The organism is Devosia oryzisoli (genome assembly GCF_014837245.1).
GTDB classification, from domain to species: Bacteria; Pseudomonadota; Alphaproteobacteria; order Rhizobiales; family Devosiaceae; genus Devosia; species Devosia oryzisoli.
Genome location: NZ_JACYFU010000001.1, coordinates 203,806 through 221,099 on the forward strand (window position 1 = coordinate 203,806; position 17,294 = coordinate 221,099).

Annotated in this window: 13 protein-coding genes and 1 tRNA gene; 3 read left to right on the top strand and 11 right to left on the bottom strand. The window is 63.9% G+C overall.

The window, feature by feature from the left end; genetic code table 11:
* The first annotated feature begins 75 nt into the window (after window positions 1–75).
* Window positions 76–1,212 (top strand): fumarylacetoacetate hydrolase family protein, encoded by a 1,137-nt coding sequence (locus tag IC608_RS01050; RefSeq protein ID WP_191772183.1) that lies wholly within the window; start codon window positions 76–78, stop codon window positions 1,210–1,212.
* 54 nt (window positions 1,213–1,266) lie between these two features.
* Window positions 1,267–2,706: an aldehyde dehydrogenase family protein gene (locus IC608_RS01055; protein WP_191772184.1), complete on the top strand. Its 1,440-nt coding sequence runs from the start codon at window positions 1,267–1,269 to the stop codon at window positions 2,704–2,706.
* Between the two features lie 57 nt (window positions 2,707–2,763).
* Here IC608_RS01055 and IC608_RS01060 read toward each other — a convergent pair whose 3' ends face one another.
* From IC608_RS01060 to IC608_RS01100, 9 genes are all read right to left on the bottom strand, one after another.
* Complete coding sequence (locus IC608_RS01060) at window positions 2,764–4,677, bottom strand: glycoside hydrolase family 127 protein (RefSeq protein WP_191772185.1); 1,914 nt, start codon at window positions 4,675–4,677, stop codon at window positions 2,764–2,766.
* A gap of 29 nt (window positions 4,678–4,706) precedes the next feature.
* Window positions 4,707–5,717, bottom strand: a complete 1,011-nt coding sequence (locus IC608_RS01065; protein ID WP_191772186.1) for a LacI family DNA-binding transcriptional regulator — start codon at window positions 5,715–5,717, stop codon at window positions 4,707–4,709.
* Between the two features lie 205 nt (window positions 5,718–5,922).
* Entirely contained in the window at window positions 5,923–6,624 is a 702-nt protein-coding gene (gene phoB, locus IC608_RS01070) for a phosphate regulon transcriptional regulator PhoB (protein ID WP_191772187.1), read from the bottom strand.
* A gap of 153 nt (window positions 6,625–6,777) precedes the next feature.
* Window positions 6,778–7,488: a phosphate signaling complex protein PhoU gene (phoU, locus tag IC608_RS01075; RefSeq protein WP_191772188.1), complete on the bottom strand. Its 711-nt coding sequence runs from the start codon at window positions 7,486–7,488 to the stop codon at window positions 6,778–6,780.
* Between the two features lie 23 nt (window positions 7,489–7,511).
* Window positions 7,512–8,294 carry a phosphate ABC transporter ATP-binding protein PstB gene (pstB, locus tag IC608_RS01080; RefSeq protein ID WP_248306189.1) on the bottom strand — a complete coding sequence of 261 codons (783 nt, stop codon included), beginning with the start codon at window positions 8,292–8,294 and terminating at the stop codon, window positions 7,512–7,514.
* Window positions 8,295–8,378: 84 nt separating this feature from the next.
* On the bottom strand, window positions 8,379–9,734 hold the full coding sequence (gene pstA / locus IC608_RS01085) for a phosphate ABC transporter permease PstA (RefSeq protein ID WP_191772189.1): 1,356 nt from the start codon (window positions 9,732–9,734) through the stop codon (window positions 8,379–8,381).
* A complete protein-coding gene (gene pstC, locus IC608_RS01090; RefSeq protein ID WP_191772190.1) occupies window positions 9,734–11,110 on the bottom strand; it encodes a phosphate ABC transporter permease subunit PstC in 1,377 nt (458 codons plus the stop codon). Before pstC ends, pstA begins: the two co-directional genes overlap by 1 nt.
* Window positions 11,111–11,174: 64 nt before the next feature.
* Window positions 11,175–12,182: a substrate-binding domain-containing protein gene (locus IC608_RS01095; protein WP_191772191.1), complete on the bottom strand. Its 1,008-nt coding sequence runs from the start codon at window positions 12,180–12,182 to the stop codon at window positions 11,175–11,177.
* A gap of 243 nt (window positions 12,183–12,425) precedes the next feature.
* On the bottom strand, window positions 12,426–13,181 hold the full coding sequence (locus IC608_RS01100; protein WP_191772192.1) for an IclR family transcriptional regulator domain-containing protein: 756 nt from the start codon (window positions 13,179–13,181) through the stop codon (window positions 12,426–12,428).
* Window positions 13,182–13,305: 124 nt separating this feature from the next.
* Here IC608_RS01100 and IC608_RS01105 point away from each other — a divergent pair.
* Window positions 13,306–13,381 (top strand) — tRNA-Ile (locus tag IC608_RS01105).
* Between the two features lie 299 nt (window positions 13,382–13,680).
* Here the strand turns inward: IC608_RS01105 and IC608_RS01110 are convergent.
* Together IC608_RS01110 and IC608_RS01115 are read right to left on the bottom strand one after the other, a co-directional pair.
* Window positions 13,681–15,054, bottom strand: coding sequence for a phospholipase effector Tle1 domain-containing protein (locus IC608_RS01110; protein ID WP_191772193.1), 1,374 nt, complete (start codon window positions 15,052–15,054; stop codon window positions 13,681–13,683).
* 116 nt (window positions 15,055–15,170) lie between these two features.
* Window positions 15,171–17,138, bottom strand: a complete 1,968-nt coding sequence (locus IC608_RS01115; protein WP_191772194.1) for an AAA family ATPase — start codon at window positions 17,136–17,138, stop codon at window positions 15,171–15,173.
* Window positions 17,139–17,294 lie beyond the last annotated feature (156 nt).

Here is a 17,294-nt window from a genome sequence, read left to right on the forward strand (position 1 = left end):
ATTTATTTGCTACGCGGCTTGCCTCGCCTGCGGTGCATGGGCTAGTCAACGGCGAACCAGACGCGCGGAGTGCCCATGAACGCGACCAGCCTTCCGGACGGTATCCTGCTTGGGCGTGCCGCCGTTCCCGGACAAGCCTATCCCAGTGTCGTCACGCTGCGGGATGGACAGCTCATCGACATCACCGCCAAGGGCATGGCGACGGTGCGCGACATTGCCGAGAGCGGACGCGCGGCCGAGCATGTGCGCACCGCTGAGGGCAAGCCGCTGGGTGATGCCGCCGCGATCCTCGCGCAGGCCGAAGCTTCCCTGCCACGCCTGCTCGCTCCGGTTGACCTTCAAGCGATCAAGGCCTCGGGCGTCACCTTCGTGGTGTCGCTGCTCGAGCGCGTGATCGAGGAGCAGGCGCGCGGTGACAAGGGGCGCGCCGATGCGCTGCGGGTCGAAATCCTCGGGCTCATTGGCACCGATCTGAGCGAGTTGGTTCCCGGCTCGGATGCGGCGATGAACGTCAAGGCGGCGCTCATCGAGAAGGGCGTCTGGAGCCAGTACCTGGAAGTAGGGATCGGGCCGGACGCGGAAATCTTCACCAAGGCGCAGCCGATGAGCGCGGTGGGTCCGGGAGCGGATGTGGGCCTGCACCCGATTTCAAGCTGGAACAATCCCGAGCCCGAGATCGCCCTGCTGGTGACCAGCAGCGGCCAGATCATCGGCGCCACGCTGGGCAATGACGTCAACCTCCGGGACGTCGAGGGCCGGTCGGCGCTGCTGCTCGGGAAGGCCAAGGACAACAACGCCTCGGCCTCGCTCGGCCCCTTTGTGCGCCTGTTCGACGGCGAGTTCACGCTGGAGACGGTGAAGGGCGCCGAGGTGGGGCTGCGGGTCGAAGGCGAGGACGGTTTTGTCCTCGAAGGCCGCTCCAACATGGCAGAAATCTCGCGGACGCCGGAATCGCTGGTGGCGGCGACCCTGGGGGAGCATCACCAATATCCCGATGGTCTGGTGCTTTACCTCGGCACGATGTTTGCGCCGGTGAAGGACCGCGATGGGGCGGGCAAGGGGTTCACCCACAAGATCGGCGACATTGTCTCTATTTCGACGCCTGCGCTGGGTACACTTTCCAACCGCGTGAACCTATCTACCAAATGCCCGCCCTGGACCTACGGCGCCAGCCATCTCATGCGGGACCTCGCTCGCGCGGACCTGCTCTGACCGACGCCGACGGCATCTCTCCCGCCGCGGCGCACGACAATCGAAAGGCTTTCCATGACCGAATTGCACAAGAACCTGATCGACGGCGAATGGGTCGGGACAGACGGTGTCGAGAACATCAACCCGTCCAACCTCAAGGAAGTGGTGGGCGTCTATGCGCGCGCCACGGCCGAGGACACCAAGCAGGCCATTGCTGCCGCCAAGGCGGCTTTCCCCAAATGGTCGCGCTCGGGCATTCTTGAACGGCACGCCATCCTCTCCAAGGCCAGCCAGGAAATCCTGGCGCGCAAGCAGGAACTGGGTGAACTGCTGAGCCGCGAGGAAGGCAAGACGCTGCCCGAGGGCATCGGCGAAGTGACGCGCGCGGCGCAAATCTTCGACTTCTTCGCTGGCGAGACGCTGCGCCTGGCGGGGGAAATCCTGCCCAGCGCCCGTCCCGGTCTGACCGTTGAAATTACCCGCGAGCCGGTGGGCGTTGTCGGCATCATCACGCCGTGGAATTTTCCGATCGCCATTCCGACCTGGAAGATCGCGCCGGCGCTGGCCTATGGCAACACCGTCGTCATCAAGCCGGCGGACCTCGTGCCGGGGTCGACCTGGGCGATCGTCGACATTCTGCACCGCGCCGGCCTGCCCAAGGGCGTGCTGAACCTCGTCATGGGCAAGGGCTCGGTGGTCGGACAGACCCTGCTCGACAGCCCCGACGTCAATGCGCTGACCTTCACCGGTTCGGTGGGGACGGGCAAGCGCGTGGCGGAAGCCTCGATCAAGGTCGGGCGCAAGTTCCAGCTCGAAATGGGCGGCAAGAACCCCACGGTCGTGCTCGACGATGCCGACCTCAAGGTCGCGGTGGAAACGGTGGCGCAGTCGGCGTTCTTCTCGACCGGACAGCGCTGCACGGCGGCCAGCCGCATCATCGTGACCGAAGGCATCCACGACAAATTCGTCGATGCGCTGTGCGAGCGGACCAAGAAGTTGCGCGTGGGCGATGCCCTTGCCAAGGACACCGAAATTGGTCCCGTGGTCGATCCCAGCCAGCTCAAGCAGGATATGGACTACATCGACATCGGCCAAAAGGAAGGCGCCGAACTGCGCACCGGTGGCAACCGCGTCAACAAGGAGACGGAAGGCTACTTCCTGCAGCCGGCCCTGTTCACGGGGGTCACCAACCAGATGCGGATTGCCCGCGAGGAAATCTTTGGCCCGGTCGCCTCGGTGATCAAGGTGAAGGATTACGACGAGGCGCTGGCGACAGCCAACGACACCGAGTTCGGCCTCAGCGCCGGCATCGTCACGACCTCGCTCAAATACGCCACGGACTTCAAGCGCAACTCCGAAGCGGGCATGGTGATGGTCAACGTGCCGACCGCCGGCGTCGATTTCCACGTGCCGTTCGGTGGGCGCAAGGGCTCCAGCTACGGCCCGCGCGAGCAGGGCAAGTACGCGGCCGAGTTCTTCACCATCGTCAAGACGGCCTATACGGCCGCTGGCTAAGGCGTCGGCAGCGACAGGACAAGAAAACGGGGCCCTCGGGCCCCGTTTTTGTTGGCGTCAGCTTTCGCGGATCCAGACCTGCATGGTCCCAGGCTCCCTGTTGGCCCAGAGGAAGTAGGGGATGGCCGTAAGCGTTGTCTGGGACACCTCCGGCGGCGTGGTGCGGTAGAGGTCGTTGCCCCAGTCCCTGGCCGCAATGGTCTGGGCCGGTGCGGTCAAGGTGACGATGCCGTCGAAGAGGTCGTCGCGTGGCTTGTCGGCCACGACGGCATCGCGCGGCAGGATCAGGTCGGGGACCGGTGTCGGGTTGTCCGCCTGCTCGGCGCAGTAGACCAGCGGTCCGCGGGCGAGAGCGACGCGGTGGCGGTCCATCCTGACCTTGGGGTTGGCGTAGATGCGCCGCGCCTTCATGGGCAGCTCGAGCTGGATGGTGTCGCCGTCGAGCCAGTCGCGGTGGATGACGAGATAGCCGCTTTCCGTCTGGCCCGGAACGTCCACCGGATTGCCATTGAGCACCGCGACGGCGTCCCTGGCCGCCCAATCGGGGATGCGCAGCTTGAGCGCGAAGGGGCCGTGCCCATCGGGGTGCACCGTGATGCGAATGCTGCCCGACCAGGGGTAGGTGGACTGCTCGTCGATGCGGATCTTGCGGCCGCCCATGTCGAGTTCGGCGCTGTTGCCCCCATAGAGGTTGACGGCAATGGAGTCGCCACCAACCGAATAGAAGTAGCCGCCGACCGACGCCACAAGCCGCGAGACGTTCATGGTGCAGCAGGGGCAGGGGTGCCATGGCCAGCGGCGGTGGCTGCCGTCGCTCTCGAGCTTGTTCTCGTAGAAGTAGAGCTCGCCATCGCGGCTGAGGCCCGAAAGCGTGCCGTTGTAGAGAGCCTGTTCGAGGATTTCCGCGTACTGCCCGTCGAGCTCGATGTTGAGCATGCGCTGGGCCCAGAAGACCATCGCCACCGAGGCGCAGGTTTCGCAATAGGCGGTGTCGTTGGGCAGGTCGTAGTCGGTGGTGAAGCCCTCGTTGGAGGCCGAGGGGCCGAAGCCGCCGGTGACGTACATGCGGGTCGTCGTGACGTCCTTCCACAACACTTCGCAGGCGTGGCGCAGGCTGTCGTCGTCGAGGTCGGCGGCGAGGTCGGCCATGGCGGCATACATGTAGAAGGCGCGCACGGCGTGGCCGACCACCTTGTCCTGCTCGCGCACCGGCCTGTGGGACTGGCTGTATTCGTAGTTGCCCGAATTATAGAAGTGGTACTTTGTCGGATCGTCGCCGCGGGCGACCGCTTCCTGGTCGAAATAGTGCGGCTGGCGGCCGCGCTCGTTGATGAAATAGGTGGCGAGGTCGAGGTGCTTGCGCTCACCGGTCAGGTGATAGAGCTTGACCAGCGCCAGCTCGATTTCCTGGTGCCCGGGGTAGCCGCGCTTCTGGCCCTCGTTCGGGCCGAAGGTGGTGCGGATGTGCTCGATGTAGCGCTCCATGACGTCGAGGAACTTGCGGCGTCCGGTGGCCTGGAAATAGGCGATGGCGCCTTCGAGCAGGTGGCCTGCGTTGTAGAGCTCGTGGCGGTCGCGCAAATTGGTCCAGCGGTTCTCGATTTCGTGGCCCTGGTACCAGAGGTTGAGGTAGCCATCGTCCATCTGCGCCGCTTCGAGCTTGTCGACGATGGCGTCGACCTGCGCTTCGACCGCCGGGTCGCGGCGGTGGCGCAGGGCATAGCCGGCCGCCTCTATCCACTTGCCGAGGTCTGAATCCCAGAAGTACTGGGTGGTGAACCCGCTGGCATTGCGGGGGATGCGCAGGGGTGGTGGCGGATCCTTGAGGTCCAGCGACTCCAGGATGCCGCTCTCGTCGAGCTTCCTGTATTGGCTGGGGACGGTGCGGGTCAGCACCGTTTCGAGCCGCTCGGACCAGAACGGTCCGGTGAGGCTCACGCGGGTGAAATCGACGGGGTGGTAGCGGCGCATTCTTTTCTCCTCCGGCCGGTTCGGCCAATTCACGCGGTGGGATCAGTGCTGGCGCGAACGACCAGCGAACAGGGCAGGCGGGCGGTGCTGGCGATCTCTTCGCCAGCCATCATCCGCCTCAGACGGCGCCCGGCTTCCTCGCCAAGCGCGCGCAGGTTCATGTCGATGCTGGAGAGCGGCGGGCGCGCGGCCTCGGCCATCACGCTCCAGTTGTCGAAGCCGATCACGGCGATGTCGTCCGGCGCCACGAGGCCACGCTCGCGCATGGCCTCGAGAAGGCCGCGGCCGATCTGGTCGTTGCCGGCCACGATGGCATCCGGGGGCTGCGCAAGCGCGCAAAGCCGGTGCAGCGCCTCGCGTCCCCAGTGTTCCGACCAGTCTCCGTAAAGGACAAGATCGGGGTCAACCGCGCGGTCGGCCCCGGTGAGAGCCTGCCGGTATCCCTCGTGGCGCAGGCGGACCGCCTCGAAATCCTGCGGCCCCGTGACGTGGGCAATGCGGCCGCGCCCGAGCGCCAGCAGGTGTTCGGTGGCGAGACGCGCGCCCCCGGCGTCGTCGGGCAGAAGACAGACCGAGCCGGGTTCGTCGCTCTGGGAAAAGACGTAGATCGTGGGCAAGCCCCCAAGATTGAGACCGGGTGCGGGACGACGGTCGGCGCGGCGACCCGTAAAAACGAGGCCATCGACCCGCTTGCCCAGCAACTGATCGATATGGCGCTTCTCGCGCTCCGGATCGTCGGTGGCGTTGCACATGAAGAGCGCGATGCCCGCTTCGTGCAGCACGTCTTCGAGCCCCTCCATGATGGGCATGGTGAAGCGCCCGAAGCTGTCGTTGGAAATCAGGCCGACGGTGTAGCTCTGGCCGCGATGGAGGGCCTGCGCCAGGTCGTTGGGGCGAAAGCCCAGGGCGCGTGCGGAGGCCAGCACCTTGTTGCGCGTCTCGGAGCGTAGGGTGCCCGACTTGTTGAGCGCCTTCGATGCCGTGCCCAGGCTGACGCCGGCGTGGGTGGCAACATCGCGGAGGGTGGGGCGCGGGGACATCGGGCGGAAAAGCTTTTCCTAATTGGTCGACAGAGGAGTCAAAGCGAGCAAGCGCGTGCGTTAAGGGGTCCGGAAAAGCTTTTCCGTTGCCCGATATTGCATGAACCCCCGCAGGGCGGCAAGAGGGTGCCGGCGATGAAGAGCGGCTGTGCGCCGGCAGCCGCGCGACTGCGGCAGTGCGCTTCTGGGCGGCAGCCGGATGGCGTCAGGCGGTCTGGGCGAAACGCTCGTCGAAGGCGTAGCCGGCGCCGCGCACGGTGCGGATAGGGTCGGCTTCGCGGCCGCGATTGATCGCGCGGCGCAGGCGGCCGATATGGACGTCCACCGTCCGCTCATCGACATAGACGTCGTTGCCCCAAACGCCGTCGAGCAGCTGCTCGCGGGAGTAGACCCGGCCGGGGTGGCGCATCAGGTATTCGAGCAGCCGGTATTCCGTGGGCCCCAGATGGACGTCTCGGGAGGCGCGGCGCACGCGGTGAGTAGTGCGGTCGAGCTCCAGGTCGCCCACCTTGAGGGCCGAGGTGACGAGATTGGGGTTGGCGCGGCGCAACAGCGCGTTGATGCGGGCGAGAAGCTCGGGCACGGAGAACGGCTTTACCATGTAGTCGTCGGCCCCGGTGGAGAGGCCCCGGACGCGCTCCTCTTCCTCACCGCGCGCCGTCAGCATGATGATGGGGGTGCGGGAGGTCTCGTCCCGCGTGCGCAGACGCCGGCAGAGTTCGATGCCCGAAATTTCGGGCAGCATCCAATCGAGCAGGATCAGGTCGGGCAGCTTTTCCTGAATGGCCTGCAACGCCTCGTCGCCGGTTTCGGCGGTGACGACGCGGAAGCCTTCGGCTTCGAGGTTGTATCGCAGGAGAAGGGCGATATCGCCTTCGTCTTCGACAACAAGAATGGTCGCGGGCATGGGTTCAATCCATTGGCGTGCGAGCGCCGCGGCTTCGAAGACCTCATGGTGAGCCTGTCGAACCATGGGGTCGGGCAAGTGGAGACTTTGGTGGCACGACCTCGTCCTTCGACAGGCTCAGGATGAGGTCTACTGTGCCGTGTGCGGCGCCGGTCAGGTCTTGATCTGCTGGCGCTGGAGTTCCTGGACGTCGCTGGTCAGCTGCTTGCCGGTCTCGAGGTAGTAGGCGCGTTCGGCGATGTTGGTCGCGTGATCGCCGATGCGTTCGAGGTTCTTGGCGCAGAACAGGAGGTGCGTGCAGGTGGTGATGTTGCGCGGGTCCTCGAGCATGTAGGTCAGGAGTTCGCGGAACAGCGAGGTGTGCATGGCGTCCACTTCGTCGTCGCGATTGCACACTTCGACCGAAGCGGCCGCGTCCCGGTTGGCGTAGGCGTCCAGGGCATCCTTGACCTGACGGAGCACCAGGGCCGTCATGTTCTTGACGCCGTTGTAGAAGGTGGGCTGGAGGTTGATGCCTTCGAGCTTGAGGGAGCGGCGTGCCAGCTGCTTGGCCATGTCGCCAATGCGTTCAAGATCGTTGGCGACGTGGATGGAGGTGATGATGGCGCGCAGGTCGCTGGCCATGGGCTGGCGGCGCGCAATCATGGAAACGGCCATGTCATCGATGCGGCGCTGCATGTCGTCGATGCGCTGGTCGGCGATGATAGTGAGCTCCGCCAGTTCGCGGTCGAGCTTGAGGAGGGCCTTGGTGCCGTTTTCGATGGCAACTTCCACCTGCCCCCCCATCTCGGCGATGGCCCGCGCCAGGGCGAGCAGCTCGTCGGTGTAGGAGGTTACGATGTGTTCGGGACTGGATGCGGGCATGATTGTCTCCTCTCGATCGGCGATCAGCCGATGCGGCCCATGATGTAGTCCTGGGTCTGCTTGTTCACCGGGTTGGTGAAGATGTCTTCGGTCTTGCCCTGCTCGATGAGGTTGCCCAGGTGGAAGAAGGCGGTGCGCTGGCTGACGCGGGCGGCTTGCTGCATGGAGTGGGTGACGATGACGATCGTGTAGTTCTCGCGCAGCTCGTCGATCAGCTCTTCGATGATGGCGGTGGCGATCGGGTCAAGGGCGGAGCAGGGCTCGTCCATCAGGATGACTTCCGGGCCGACGGCGATGGCGCGGGCAATGCAGAGGCGCTGCTGCTGCCCACCGGACAGACCCGTGCCGGGCTCGTTCAGTCGATCCTTGACCTCCTCGAAAAGGCCAGCCTTGCGCAGCGAGGAGATCACGATCTCATCGAGATCGGCCTTGTTGCGGGCCAGACCATGGATGCGAGGGCCGTAGGCGACGTTGTCGTAGATGGACTTGGGGAAAGGATTGGGCTTCTGGAACACCATGCCGACCCGGGCGCGCAGCTCGACCACGTCGAGATCAGGGGCGTAGATGTCCTGGCCATCGAGCCTGATCGTGCCGCCGACGCGGGCGCCTTCGATGGTGTCGTTCATGCGGTTGATGCAGCGCAGGAAGGTCGACTTGCCGCAGCCCGAGGGCCCAATGAAGGCGGTCACGGCCCGGTCGGGGATGTCGATGGAGATGCCGAACAGGGCCTGCTTGGCGCCGTAGTGAACGGTAACGTCCCGGGCAGTGAGGCGGATGGGCCGGTCGAGACCTTCGCTCGGATTCATCGACGTCGTCACGGTTTGCTGGGTCATCTTAACCTTGCCGGACATCAAGTCCATTGAAGTGTTTCCTTCTGCCCGAGGCGCCGATCAGGCGCGCTTTTCCAATCTGGAGCGCAGATAGATGGCAGCGCCATTGAGGATGATCATGACCGCGAGCAGCACGATGATAGCGGCAGCGGTGCGGGGTTCAAAGAAGTTGCGGTTTTCGTTGCCCTGCCAGAGGTAGATCTGCACGGGCAGGGCCGTCGCCTGGTCCAGCGGGGTTGCCGGCACGGAGGCCACAAAAGCCTTCATGCCGATCAGCAGCAGCGGCGCGGTCTCTCCCAAGGCGTGGGCAACGCCCAGGATGGTGGCCGTGAGGATGGAGGGGAAGGTCACCGGCAGCACGTGGTGGAACACCATCTGCGTCTTGCTGGCCCCCATGCCCAGAGCCGCCTGGCGGAGGGCGGGGGAGACGCCCAGCAGCGCCCCGCGGGTGGCGATGATGATGGTGGGCAGCGTCATCAGCGTGAGGACGAGCCCGCCAACCAGCGGCGCCGAAAGCGGCAGGTGCGCCCAGTTGACGAAGACGGCAGCGCCGAGGAGACCGAAGACAATCGACGGAACGGCCGCGAGATTGTTGATGTTGACCTCGATGAGGTCGGTCAGCCGGGATTTCGGCGCGAATTCTTCGAGGTAGATCGCTGCCGCCACGCCGATGGGCACAGCCAGCACGATGACGATCAGCATCATCCAGAGCGTGCCCATGAAGGCGCCCAGAAGGCCGGCCGAGGCGGGAGCGGAGCGGCTGTCGACATTGGTGAAGATCGACCACGCAAAACCGGTGGAGATAATGCCCTCTTGCTGGAACTGGTCGATCAGCGCGCGCGCCTCGGGGGCCAGTTGCTGCTGTGCGTCGCCCAGGGAGCGATCGATATTGCCCTTGACCCAGTTGTCAGTGTCGGCGGAGCCAAGCAGGTCGACCTCCACGGTCTGGCCGAGCAGGTCGGGGTTTGCGACGAACATTTCGCGCAGTTGGTGACGCGCGTTGGTTTCGGGGATGCGCAGCAGGGCACGGGCATCGATGTCGAAGCCTGCGGGGGCCGCCTGGCGCAGGGCGGCCTCGACGATCTTGTTCCAGTTGAGCAGCGCCGCGTCGCGCTGCCAGGCAAGGCTGGCTGCCCGGTACTCGGCTTCCGAGGCGAACTGCGATGGCTCCGGCTTGGGATCAAGCTTGATGACGGCGGGATCAAAGGTGACGGCCAGGTGAAGGTTGGTCTGCACGAAGGCCGGAATACCCTTGCGGCCGATGTCGATGAACAGGAGCGCGACAAAACCGAGCGCGACGGCAATGGCCAGGAGGCCGAAGCCGCGGAACAGCTGCTCGCCCAGGTGGCGGCGCTTGAGGCCGGCGCGGACGCGCTGCCTGCGGGCGGCGGAATCGGAAGCGGTGAGATCAGCCATTATTCGTACTGCTCCCGGAAGCGGCGCACGATGTAGAGCGCGAAGATGTTGAGGCCGAGCGTCATGACGAAGAGCGTCAGGCCCAGCGCAAAGCCCACCAGCGACTGCGGCCCGGTGAAGTCGGTATCGCCGGTCAGCTGATTGACGATGGATACGGTGATGGTGCCCACGGGCTCGAGCGGGTTGAAGCGCAGGATGGGCGCATTGCCTGCGGCCAGCACCACGATCATGGTTTCCCCGACGGCGCGGCTGACGGCGAGGAGGAAAGCGCCGACGATGCCGGGGAGGGCGGCTGGCAGCAGCACGTTCCGGATCGTCTCCGATTGGGTGGCGCCAAGCCCATAGGCGCCATCACGCAGAGAACTCGGCACCTGGTTGAGAATGTCGTCGCTGAGCGAGGACACGAAGGGGATGATCATGATGCCCATGACGATGCCCGCGGTCAGGGCGCTCGTCGCGTTGATGTCGAGCCCGATGAAATTGCCCAGGTCGCGCAGGAAGGGGCCGACAGTTACGAGGGCGAAAAAGCCGAACACGATGGTGGGGATGCCGGCCAGGATTTCGATGAGCGGCTTGGCGACCGCGCGCAGCCGGGGATGGGCATATTGGCTGAGGTAGATTGCGGCCATCAGGCCCACGGGAACCGCGACGAGCATGGCAATGGCCGTGATCATCAGCGTGCCCGTCAGCAGCGGCAAAAGTCCATAGGAGCCGTAGTTGCCGCCATTGGCGGCATTGTTGGGCGCCCAGACGGTGCCGAGGAAGAAGTCGATCGGGCTGATGAAGGTGAAGAACTTGAAGGCTTCCGTCACCAGCGAGGCGACGATACCCAGTGTGGTCAGAATGGCCACCGCAGAGCAGGCCAGAAGCATCCAGGAGATGAACTGCTCTACTGCGGTGCGGGCGCGCAGGCGAGCCGTAATGCGGCTGCGGGCGTAGACGAGCGCCGAGCCGCCGGCAAGGATGGCCAGGACGAGGACGCCGGCAAAGGTCAGGAACTGGAACGAGCGGAGCGCGGCGCCGGCAGCGGCTTCCCAATCGGCGATTTCGCCCGTGGCGCCGAAGCCTGAGGCCATCGACTGGATGCGCGCAATTTCGGAATTGAGGCCGGCCTGGTCGAGCGACAGGAGAATGTCCTGCGGGATCTGGGCGACGGTGTAGGAGCGGGTGAGGCCAGGGCCGAAATAGGCCCAGAGCGCCAGAATGAGGAGCGCCGGGATCATCGTCCAGACGGCAACGAAGGACCCGTGATATTGCGGCCGGGAGTGAACGCGCGTGCCGCCGACCGTGGCCAGGCCCCGGCCCCGGGACCAGCCGGACTGGTAGGCCACGCCGAGCATGATCAGCAACACCGCGGCAATGATGAGCGTATTCATCGCAGGCCCCGCCAGAAGAATGTGCGAAGGGGCGCACCAGCTGGTGCGCCCACGCCAGGGTTTTTTACTTGCCGGCTTCGAAGTCGGCGAGTTCTTCAGCGGTCTTGTCGGCCGGCTGCGGGATCAGGCCAGCGGCTTCGAGAATGCCGCCTTCGCCCGAGACGCCTTCGGACAGGAAGTACTGCACGTATTCCTCGATGCCCGGGATGGTGCCGATGTGCTGGCCCTTGACGTAGAAGAACAGCGGGCGGCTGACCGGGTATTCACCGGCGGCAACGGTTTCCTTGGACGGGGTCACGCCACCGACCGTGGCCACCTTGAGGGTGTCCGTGTTCTGCTCGTAGAAGGAGAGCCCGAACACGCCGACGGTGTTGGGGTCGGAAGCAAGGCGCGCCAGGGTTTCGGTATAGTCACCGGAAATCTCGGTCACGACGTCCTGGCGGTAGGTGGTGCAGGCGTCTTCCGGGGCATCGGCAGGCAGACCCGCTTCCTCGCACCCAGCGCTGACCATCTTTTCCTGGAAGACTTCGCGCGTGCCGTGATTTGCAGCCGGAACGGCTAGCGCGATCGGCTGATCGGGAAGGTCAGGGTTGACCTCCTTCCAGGTCTTGTAGGGGTTGTCGACGAGCTTGCCGTCGACGGGAACCTGGGCGGCGATGGCCTTGTAGACGTCGACCGGGGCCAGCGCGAAATCGGGGCCGTTGGCGGAGGAGGCGAAGACGATGCCGTCAAAGCCGAACTGGATTTCGCGGATATCGGTCACGCCGGCCGCGGTGCAGGCCTCGCGCTCGGAGTCCTTGATGGGGCGGGAGGCGTTGGCGATGTCGGTGGTGTTCTCCCCAACGCCTTCGCAGAACTGCTTGAGGCCGCCACCCGTGCCGCCCGAACCGACGACCGGCGTGTTGAACTCGGGGAAGACGGCGCTGAATTCTTCGGCGACGATCGAGGCGAACGGCAGGACCGTGGAGGACCCGGCGATCTGGATGGTGTCGCGCGACTGGGCGGAGGCAGCGGTGGTGCCGAACGCGGCGAGCGCGAGGACGGCGGCACTGGCGTAGAGTGCGGTCTTCATGGAATGTCCCTTCCGGAATTCATCTTCAACATCGGCCACCCCTCTTTTGGGCTGCCCTGTGACGCGGCAGACCATAGGTTCGCGCAACGACGGTTTTATTTCAGTTCGATGACCGGTTTGTGACGGGCCAAGGTACTCCAAAACAACGCCTTTTGCCATGCCCTGCTGTTTTCATGACAGCGCAGTGTGACTCCCGTTGAATGTCATCTGCCGTTGCGCACGTGTGCATGAGAGACGCGCTGACTAGCGCAGCAGGGGCCGCAGTTCTGCCTGTACCTTGCGCATCAAGGGGAGGAAGTGCGCGATCATCCGAGAGGTGGGTGCGCGGGCTGTCTGCGCCCCGATATTGAGCGCCGCTACCACCTTACCCGAGCTGCTGAAAAGCGGCACGGCGATTGAACAGAGGCCCAGCTCCAGCTCCTGGTCGATGACGGCAAAGCCCTGCGCCGCGACCACGGCGAGTTCGGTGGTGATGGTGGCCAGATCGGCCTTGGTGCGGTCGGTGTAGGCCACAAGCTCTGAGCGGTCGAGAATGGCGCGGGCCTCGTCCGCGGGGAGGGCGGCGAGGAGGGTGCGCCCCATCGAGGTGCAATAGGCGGGAAGACGCGCACCCGGCCCCAGGTTGATCGACATCACCCGCCGGGTGGAGGCGCGGGCCACATAGAGAATGTCGGTGCCTTCCAGCACGGCCGCCGAGGTGCTTTCGCTGGTGGCGTGGGAGAGTTCCTCGAGAAAGGGCTGGATCAGCTTGGGGAGCGGCGTGGTGGCCAGATAGGAATGCCCGAGCTTGAGCACCCGCGGCGTCAGCTGGAAGAACTTGCCGTCATAGGTCGCGTAGCCGAGATGGGCGAGCGTCAGCAGGCAGCGCCGCGCGGTGGCGCGCTCGAGCCCGGTGCGCTGGGACACCTCGGTGATGGAGAGCCGGGCGTGTTCCTCATCGAAGCACTCGATGACGGCAAGGCCGCGGATCAACCCCTGGATGATGTCGCCTTCGCGCATGCGCCGCCTTTGTCCTCTTGATCGATGCTTAGCGGGAGACGATTTGCCGGGGAAGGCAAAACGGTGCGCGAACCTGCCCGACACCCCTTTGCCACCGTCCCGTCGCCTGCTATGAGGCGGACAAGGGCCTATAGCTCAATGGTTAGAGCCGACCGCTCATAACGGTCTGGTTCCAGGTTCGAGTCCTGGTGGGCCCACCATGTTGAAGGCGTTAATGCGACCAAAAAATGTTGAGTCGATTTGACCCCGGAAAACCGGGCATCGACCAAAAGTCGTGAGTCGATGCGCCACTGATTTGAGAGTCGCTCCTTCAATGGGGCGGCTCTCAAATTTTTTGCGCGAGCAGCTTGTTGTCGTGACGTGACCAGAAACCTGAGTCGATTTTTGCAAAAACAACGAGGGTCGAAAATTTCTGGGTCGCCGCACCGCCCAGACCTGAGTCGCGCTATTTTCGCGACTCCGGTCTTGCTGTTCGTCTCCCTCCGTTCCGGCACCAGCGCTATCCGGTTACTTTTGGTACGCGAAGCATCTGGCCTGCGTAGATACGGTTGGGATCGACGATCTTGCTGCGGTTGGCCTGAAGGATGAGATCGGACATATCCGCCTTGCCATAGACCTGTTGCGCGATCTTTCTGAGGCCATCACCCTTCTGCACTTGGTAGAGATCGAAGGGTCCGATGTCCTTTTCTTCGCCGACACCGAGGACGTCAGGGTCAAGCGCATCCAGTTGTGCGGCCACCTGCTTCAGGGTAGCGGGGCGATATGCTTCCTTTTCTGGCAGCCGTTCCGCCTGTTCCTTCCAACGACGCTGAGCCGTGACGCTAACCTCGTGCAACGCGGCGGGTCCCGGCATGCGATCGGCTTCGGGCAACCGATCGAGGATGATGCCGATCGGGTTGAATCCAGGCTTGTCCTCGGTATTCGCAAGGTGCTCGAGGTGGTTCGGCATCAACTCATAGATCCTGGAAGACGGGGAACTGTCCAGATCGAGGCCGGCCCTCCGTGCACCGTCCCAGATCCAGTCCAGCGCCTGATCGGACAGGCCCCTACGCGACCCTCCGCCCCCGACCGACCCGTGAACGCCGGGGAACCAAACCTGCTGGTAAGGGGCGTCCGCGGATGTCGGATCGGCACCGACCGACTGGTTGAGTTGATCGATGTTGTCCCACAGGGTAGGAGCGAAATCCTTCTTGCGCTCGTCGATCGCAACGGCGTGTCGGGCGCTTTCCACCAGCGACGATAGGCTGACGTCGTGGAACTCATGCTCGCGATTGAAGCGACCAGCTCCCAGGATATAGCCCGGAATACCGAGGGCACCTACGGTATCCCAGACGCCGAGGTACTTCACCTTCAGCTTGGGAAGCGTGCCGGCGCTGTAGCCCGGCACGTTGGCTGCACGCCATTCGTCCTCGTCGTCCGAGACACAGATGTCCGGCGAGCAGTCCCGCCTGAACGCCATCACCTCCTGCTTGAATGCAGGATCGTCGGAACGTCGCTTGTAGAGTTCGACCGCGTCGTTCGCCCTGCCGGCACTATGCCGGCTGAGGATGCCGCACGTTCCGAGCAGGCCGACGAAAGAACGAGCCGTATAGGCTCCACGCGAGAAGCCGAAGACGTAAATCTCGTCGCCGGGCGTGTGGTTGAAGATCAGGAAGCGATACCCGTCGCTCAGGTTCTTCACCAGACCCTGCCCGAACATGCCGCCCTGGAACGTCTCGCCCTCTTCGGTGCCGACACCCTCGTCATAGAAGATGACCTGAGCAGTGTCTCCGGCATAAGGCAGAACGCTCTCCGCAGTGAAAAGGACGTTCGTCGGATTCGGAGCATCCAGACGATTCCAGCTCCCGTCGAAGCAAAATACCAGTCGTTTCAAGTTCAGTTCCTCCCTGTAAATTCTCTAAGTACCGCTCACCGCACTGTTTACGTCCCGCCCTGTCGGCCATCCTGATGATCTCGTCCCCTAAGCCTCAGCCGAGATAGTTCACCAGTCTAGGTCAGCAGGTTGTTGTAGACGTCGAAGACCTTCTGGGCGCGATCTAGGGTGGCCGTCACGGGCTGCCCCTTGCCGTCGAGAAGCTTCGGGTTGCGGATCAACCAGGATGCCGGGGTGTAGTGGTCGAACTCCGCCACCGTCGCCGGCATCAACGCGAACAGCGCATCAGCCTGCTTCACGAGGCGCGCGGTCGGCGGGGTCGTGGAAGCGAGGCGGTCCTTGGTGATCTTATTAGCATCTTCCAGGCCGTAGGCACCGTTCAGGATCGAGGCGAAGACCTCCGGCTCGAACATATCTTCGATATCGGCTTCAGGACGTTCGAGAAAATCGGCCATGGTATAGAGATGTCCGGCCCTAAGCACGGCGGAGCGCTTCATGTCATCGATCTTGCGCTTGTCGCCGTTCGCCTCGTCCGAGAGCACCGCGACCTGCAGCTCGTTGCCCGAGAACAACGAGATGAACGGGCGGATCTTGTCGATACCGCCAGCCGGGCACATGGTCCACTTCTGGTCGAGACCGACGCGACCCCGTCGCTTCAGCGCGTCCGAAAGCGCTTGGATATAGAGAATGTCCCCGGGCCCCTCCACCAGCAGCGTGTGCTTACCGACGAAGAGCGACTGGGAGATCTCATACCCTAGAGCTCCCTGGAGTGGGAAGATGGTGTCCGGATCGCGGGACAGCACGTCGCTGCGGACCTTCGTTCCCAAGGGTAAGCGCCGCGGACCCTTCATCTCGATCTGGTCCTCGACGATGCGCACCGACGCAAGATCGTCAGCGGGGACCATGAAGGGCGAGTGGGTGGAGAAGACGATCTGGTGGTGCGGCGCCAGCTTCTCGTCGAAGAAGCGAAGCAGGTCCGCTTGCGCCTTGCCGTGTAGGGTCAGGCCGGGTTCGTCGAGAAGAAGGACGACAGGCGTATCCTCGTCCTTGACCTGCGCGAACTTGACCAGGAAAGAGAAGAACCAGACGAAGCCGGCACTGCGCTCCGAGAACGGCGTATCGACGCGATGCAGCGCGTTGTTTATGCGGGCCCACGCGATGGTGCCGGCATTGAGCGGTTCGGGGTCGCCGGACCGGGCCTGCTCCACGCGCACGTTGACGCTGAGATCCGGATTCTGCGTCCAGTACTCCAGGATCTGGTCGGTGATATTGTTGGAAGCGGCCTGGAGACGGGCGTTGAAGGTCTCGTAGGTGGTCTCGTTGGTGATGTCCTCGATCGACACGCCGGCATAACTCAAGAACTCGGCGAAGAGCTTTTTTCCCTTGTGCTGCTCCTGGTCGATGGTCTCGTTGGCGATCAACTTCCGGGTCTGTTCCAGCTGGATCGCCCCGTCCATCCGGTCATATGAGGAGAAGTACATGAACTTCGGCAACATGCTCCTGATCAGGTTGTCGACCTGCGTCTTGACGGAACCGTGCTTGGCCAGATGCGCTTTCAGAAGCTGCTGGCGTTCCGACAGCGACGTCAATGCATTCAACTTCTCGATGAGCTGCGAGGTGGTGCCCACCGGGCCGATGACCGAGACTTCGGCTTCGTCGAGCTGAAAGCTGCCGTACAGCCATTTGATTGCGGTGCTGTAGTCGATATCGGCTTCGACTTCGGGCTGCTTGGATCCGTAACGCCGGAAGATGCGGACCTTCTCGTCGGTGACCACCCCCTTGCCGACTTGAGCTGCGACACGGGCGAGTTCCCCAGCGCTCAACTGCCATGTGGTCGAAATAGCGACCGCGTCCTCGTCGGTGTGGCGTTCTGCATACTGTGTGAGGAGACGGCGGGGGTAATCGCGCTCCTTGTCCAGGCGCGCCGGGGTGGATGCATGGGGGTTCAAGGCGGCCAAAGCCAAGAGGACAGCGCTCTTCCCCGCCTCATTCTTGCCGACCAGGCACGTCACCGGAGCCAAGTCGAACTCTTCGCTATCGTCGACGGACCGAAAGTTGGTCACATGGGCACCGACCAGAAGCATAGTAGTCGTCCTCCAAAGCAGACAGCTCGGAACGGCTTCATCTTCATCGATCCAGCCGAATACATCAGACTTAAGCACACACAGCTATCCACGCAATCGCAGGGAGCCCCAATCCACAACCGCCGTTGCTACCTTAAACCTCCAGGTCTCGATATC

Bases quoted from the DNA above. Each gene is read 5' to 3' on its own strand.
- IC608_RS01050 (WP_191772183.1), top strand. From the start codon at position 76: ATGAACGCGACCAGCCTTCCGGACGGTATCCTGCTTGGGCGTGCCGCC.
- IC608_RS01055 (WP_191772184.1), top strand. From the start codon at position 1,267: ATGACCGAATTGCACAAGAACCTGATCGACGGCGAATGGGTCGGGACA.
- IC608_RS01060 (WP_191772185.1), bottom strand. From the start codon at position 4,677: ATGCGCCGCTACCACCCCGTCGATTTCACCCGCGTGAGCCTCACCGGA.
- IC608_RS01065 (WP_191772186.1), bottom strand. From the start codon at position 5,717: ATGTCCCCGCGCCCCACCCTCCGCGATGTTGCCACCCACGCCGGCGTC.
- phoB (WP_191772187.1), bottom strand. From the start codon at position 6,624: ATGCCCGCGACCATTCTTGTTGTCGAAGACGAAGGCGATATCGCCCTT.
- phoU (WP_191772188.1), bottom strand. From the start codon at position 7,488: ATGCCCGCATCCAGTCCCGAACACATCGTAACCTCCTACACCGACGAG.
- pstB (WP_248306189.1), bottom strand. From the start codon at position 8,294: ATGAATCCGAGCGAAGGTCTCGACCGGCCCATCCGCCTCACTGCCCGG.
- pstA (WP_191772189.1), bottom strand. From the start codon at position 9,734: ATGGCTGATCTCACCGCTTCCGATTCCGCCGCCCGCAGGCAGCGCGTC.
- pstC (WP_191772190.1), bottom strand. From the start codon at position 11,110: ATGAATACGCTCATCATTGCCGCGGTGTTGCTGATCATGCTCGGCGTG.
- IC608_RS01095 (WP_191772191.1), bottom strand. From the start codon at position 12,182: ATGAAGACCGCACTCTACGCCAGTGCCGCCGTCCTCGCGCTCGCCGCG.
- IC608_RS01100 (WP_191772192.1), bottom strand. From the start codon at position 13,181: ATGCGCGAAGGCGACATCATCCAGGGGTTGATCCGCGGCCTTGCCGTC.
- IC608_RS01115 (WP_191772194.1), bottom strand. From the start codon at position 17,138: ATGCTTCTGGTCGGTGCCCATGTGACCAACTTTCGGTCCGTCGACGAT.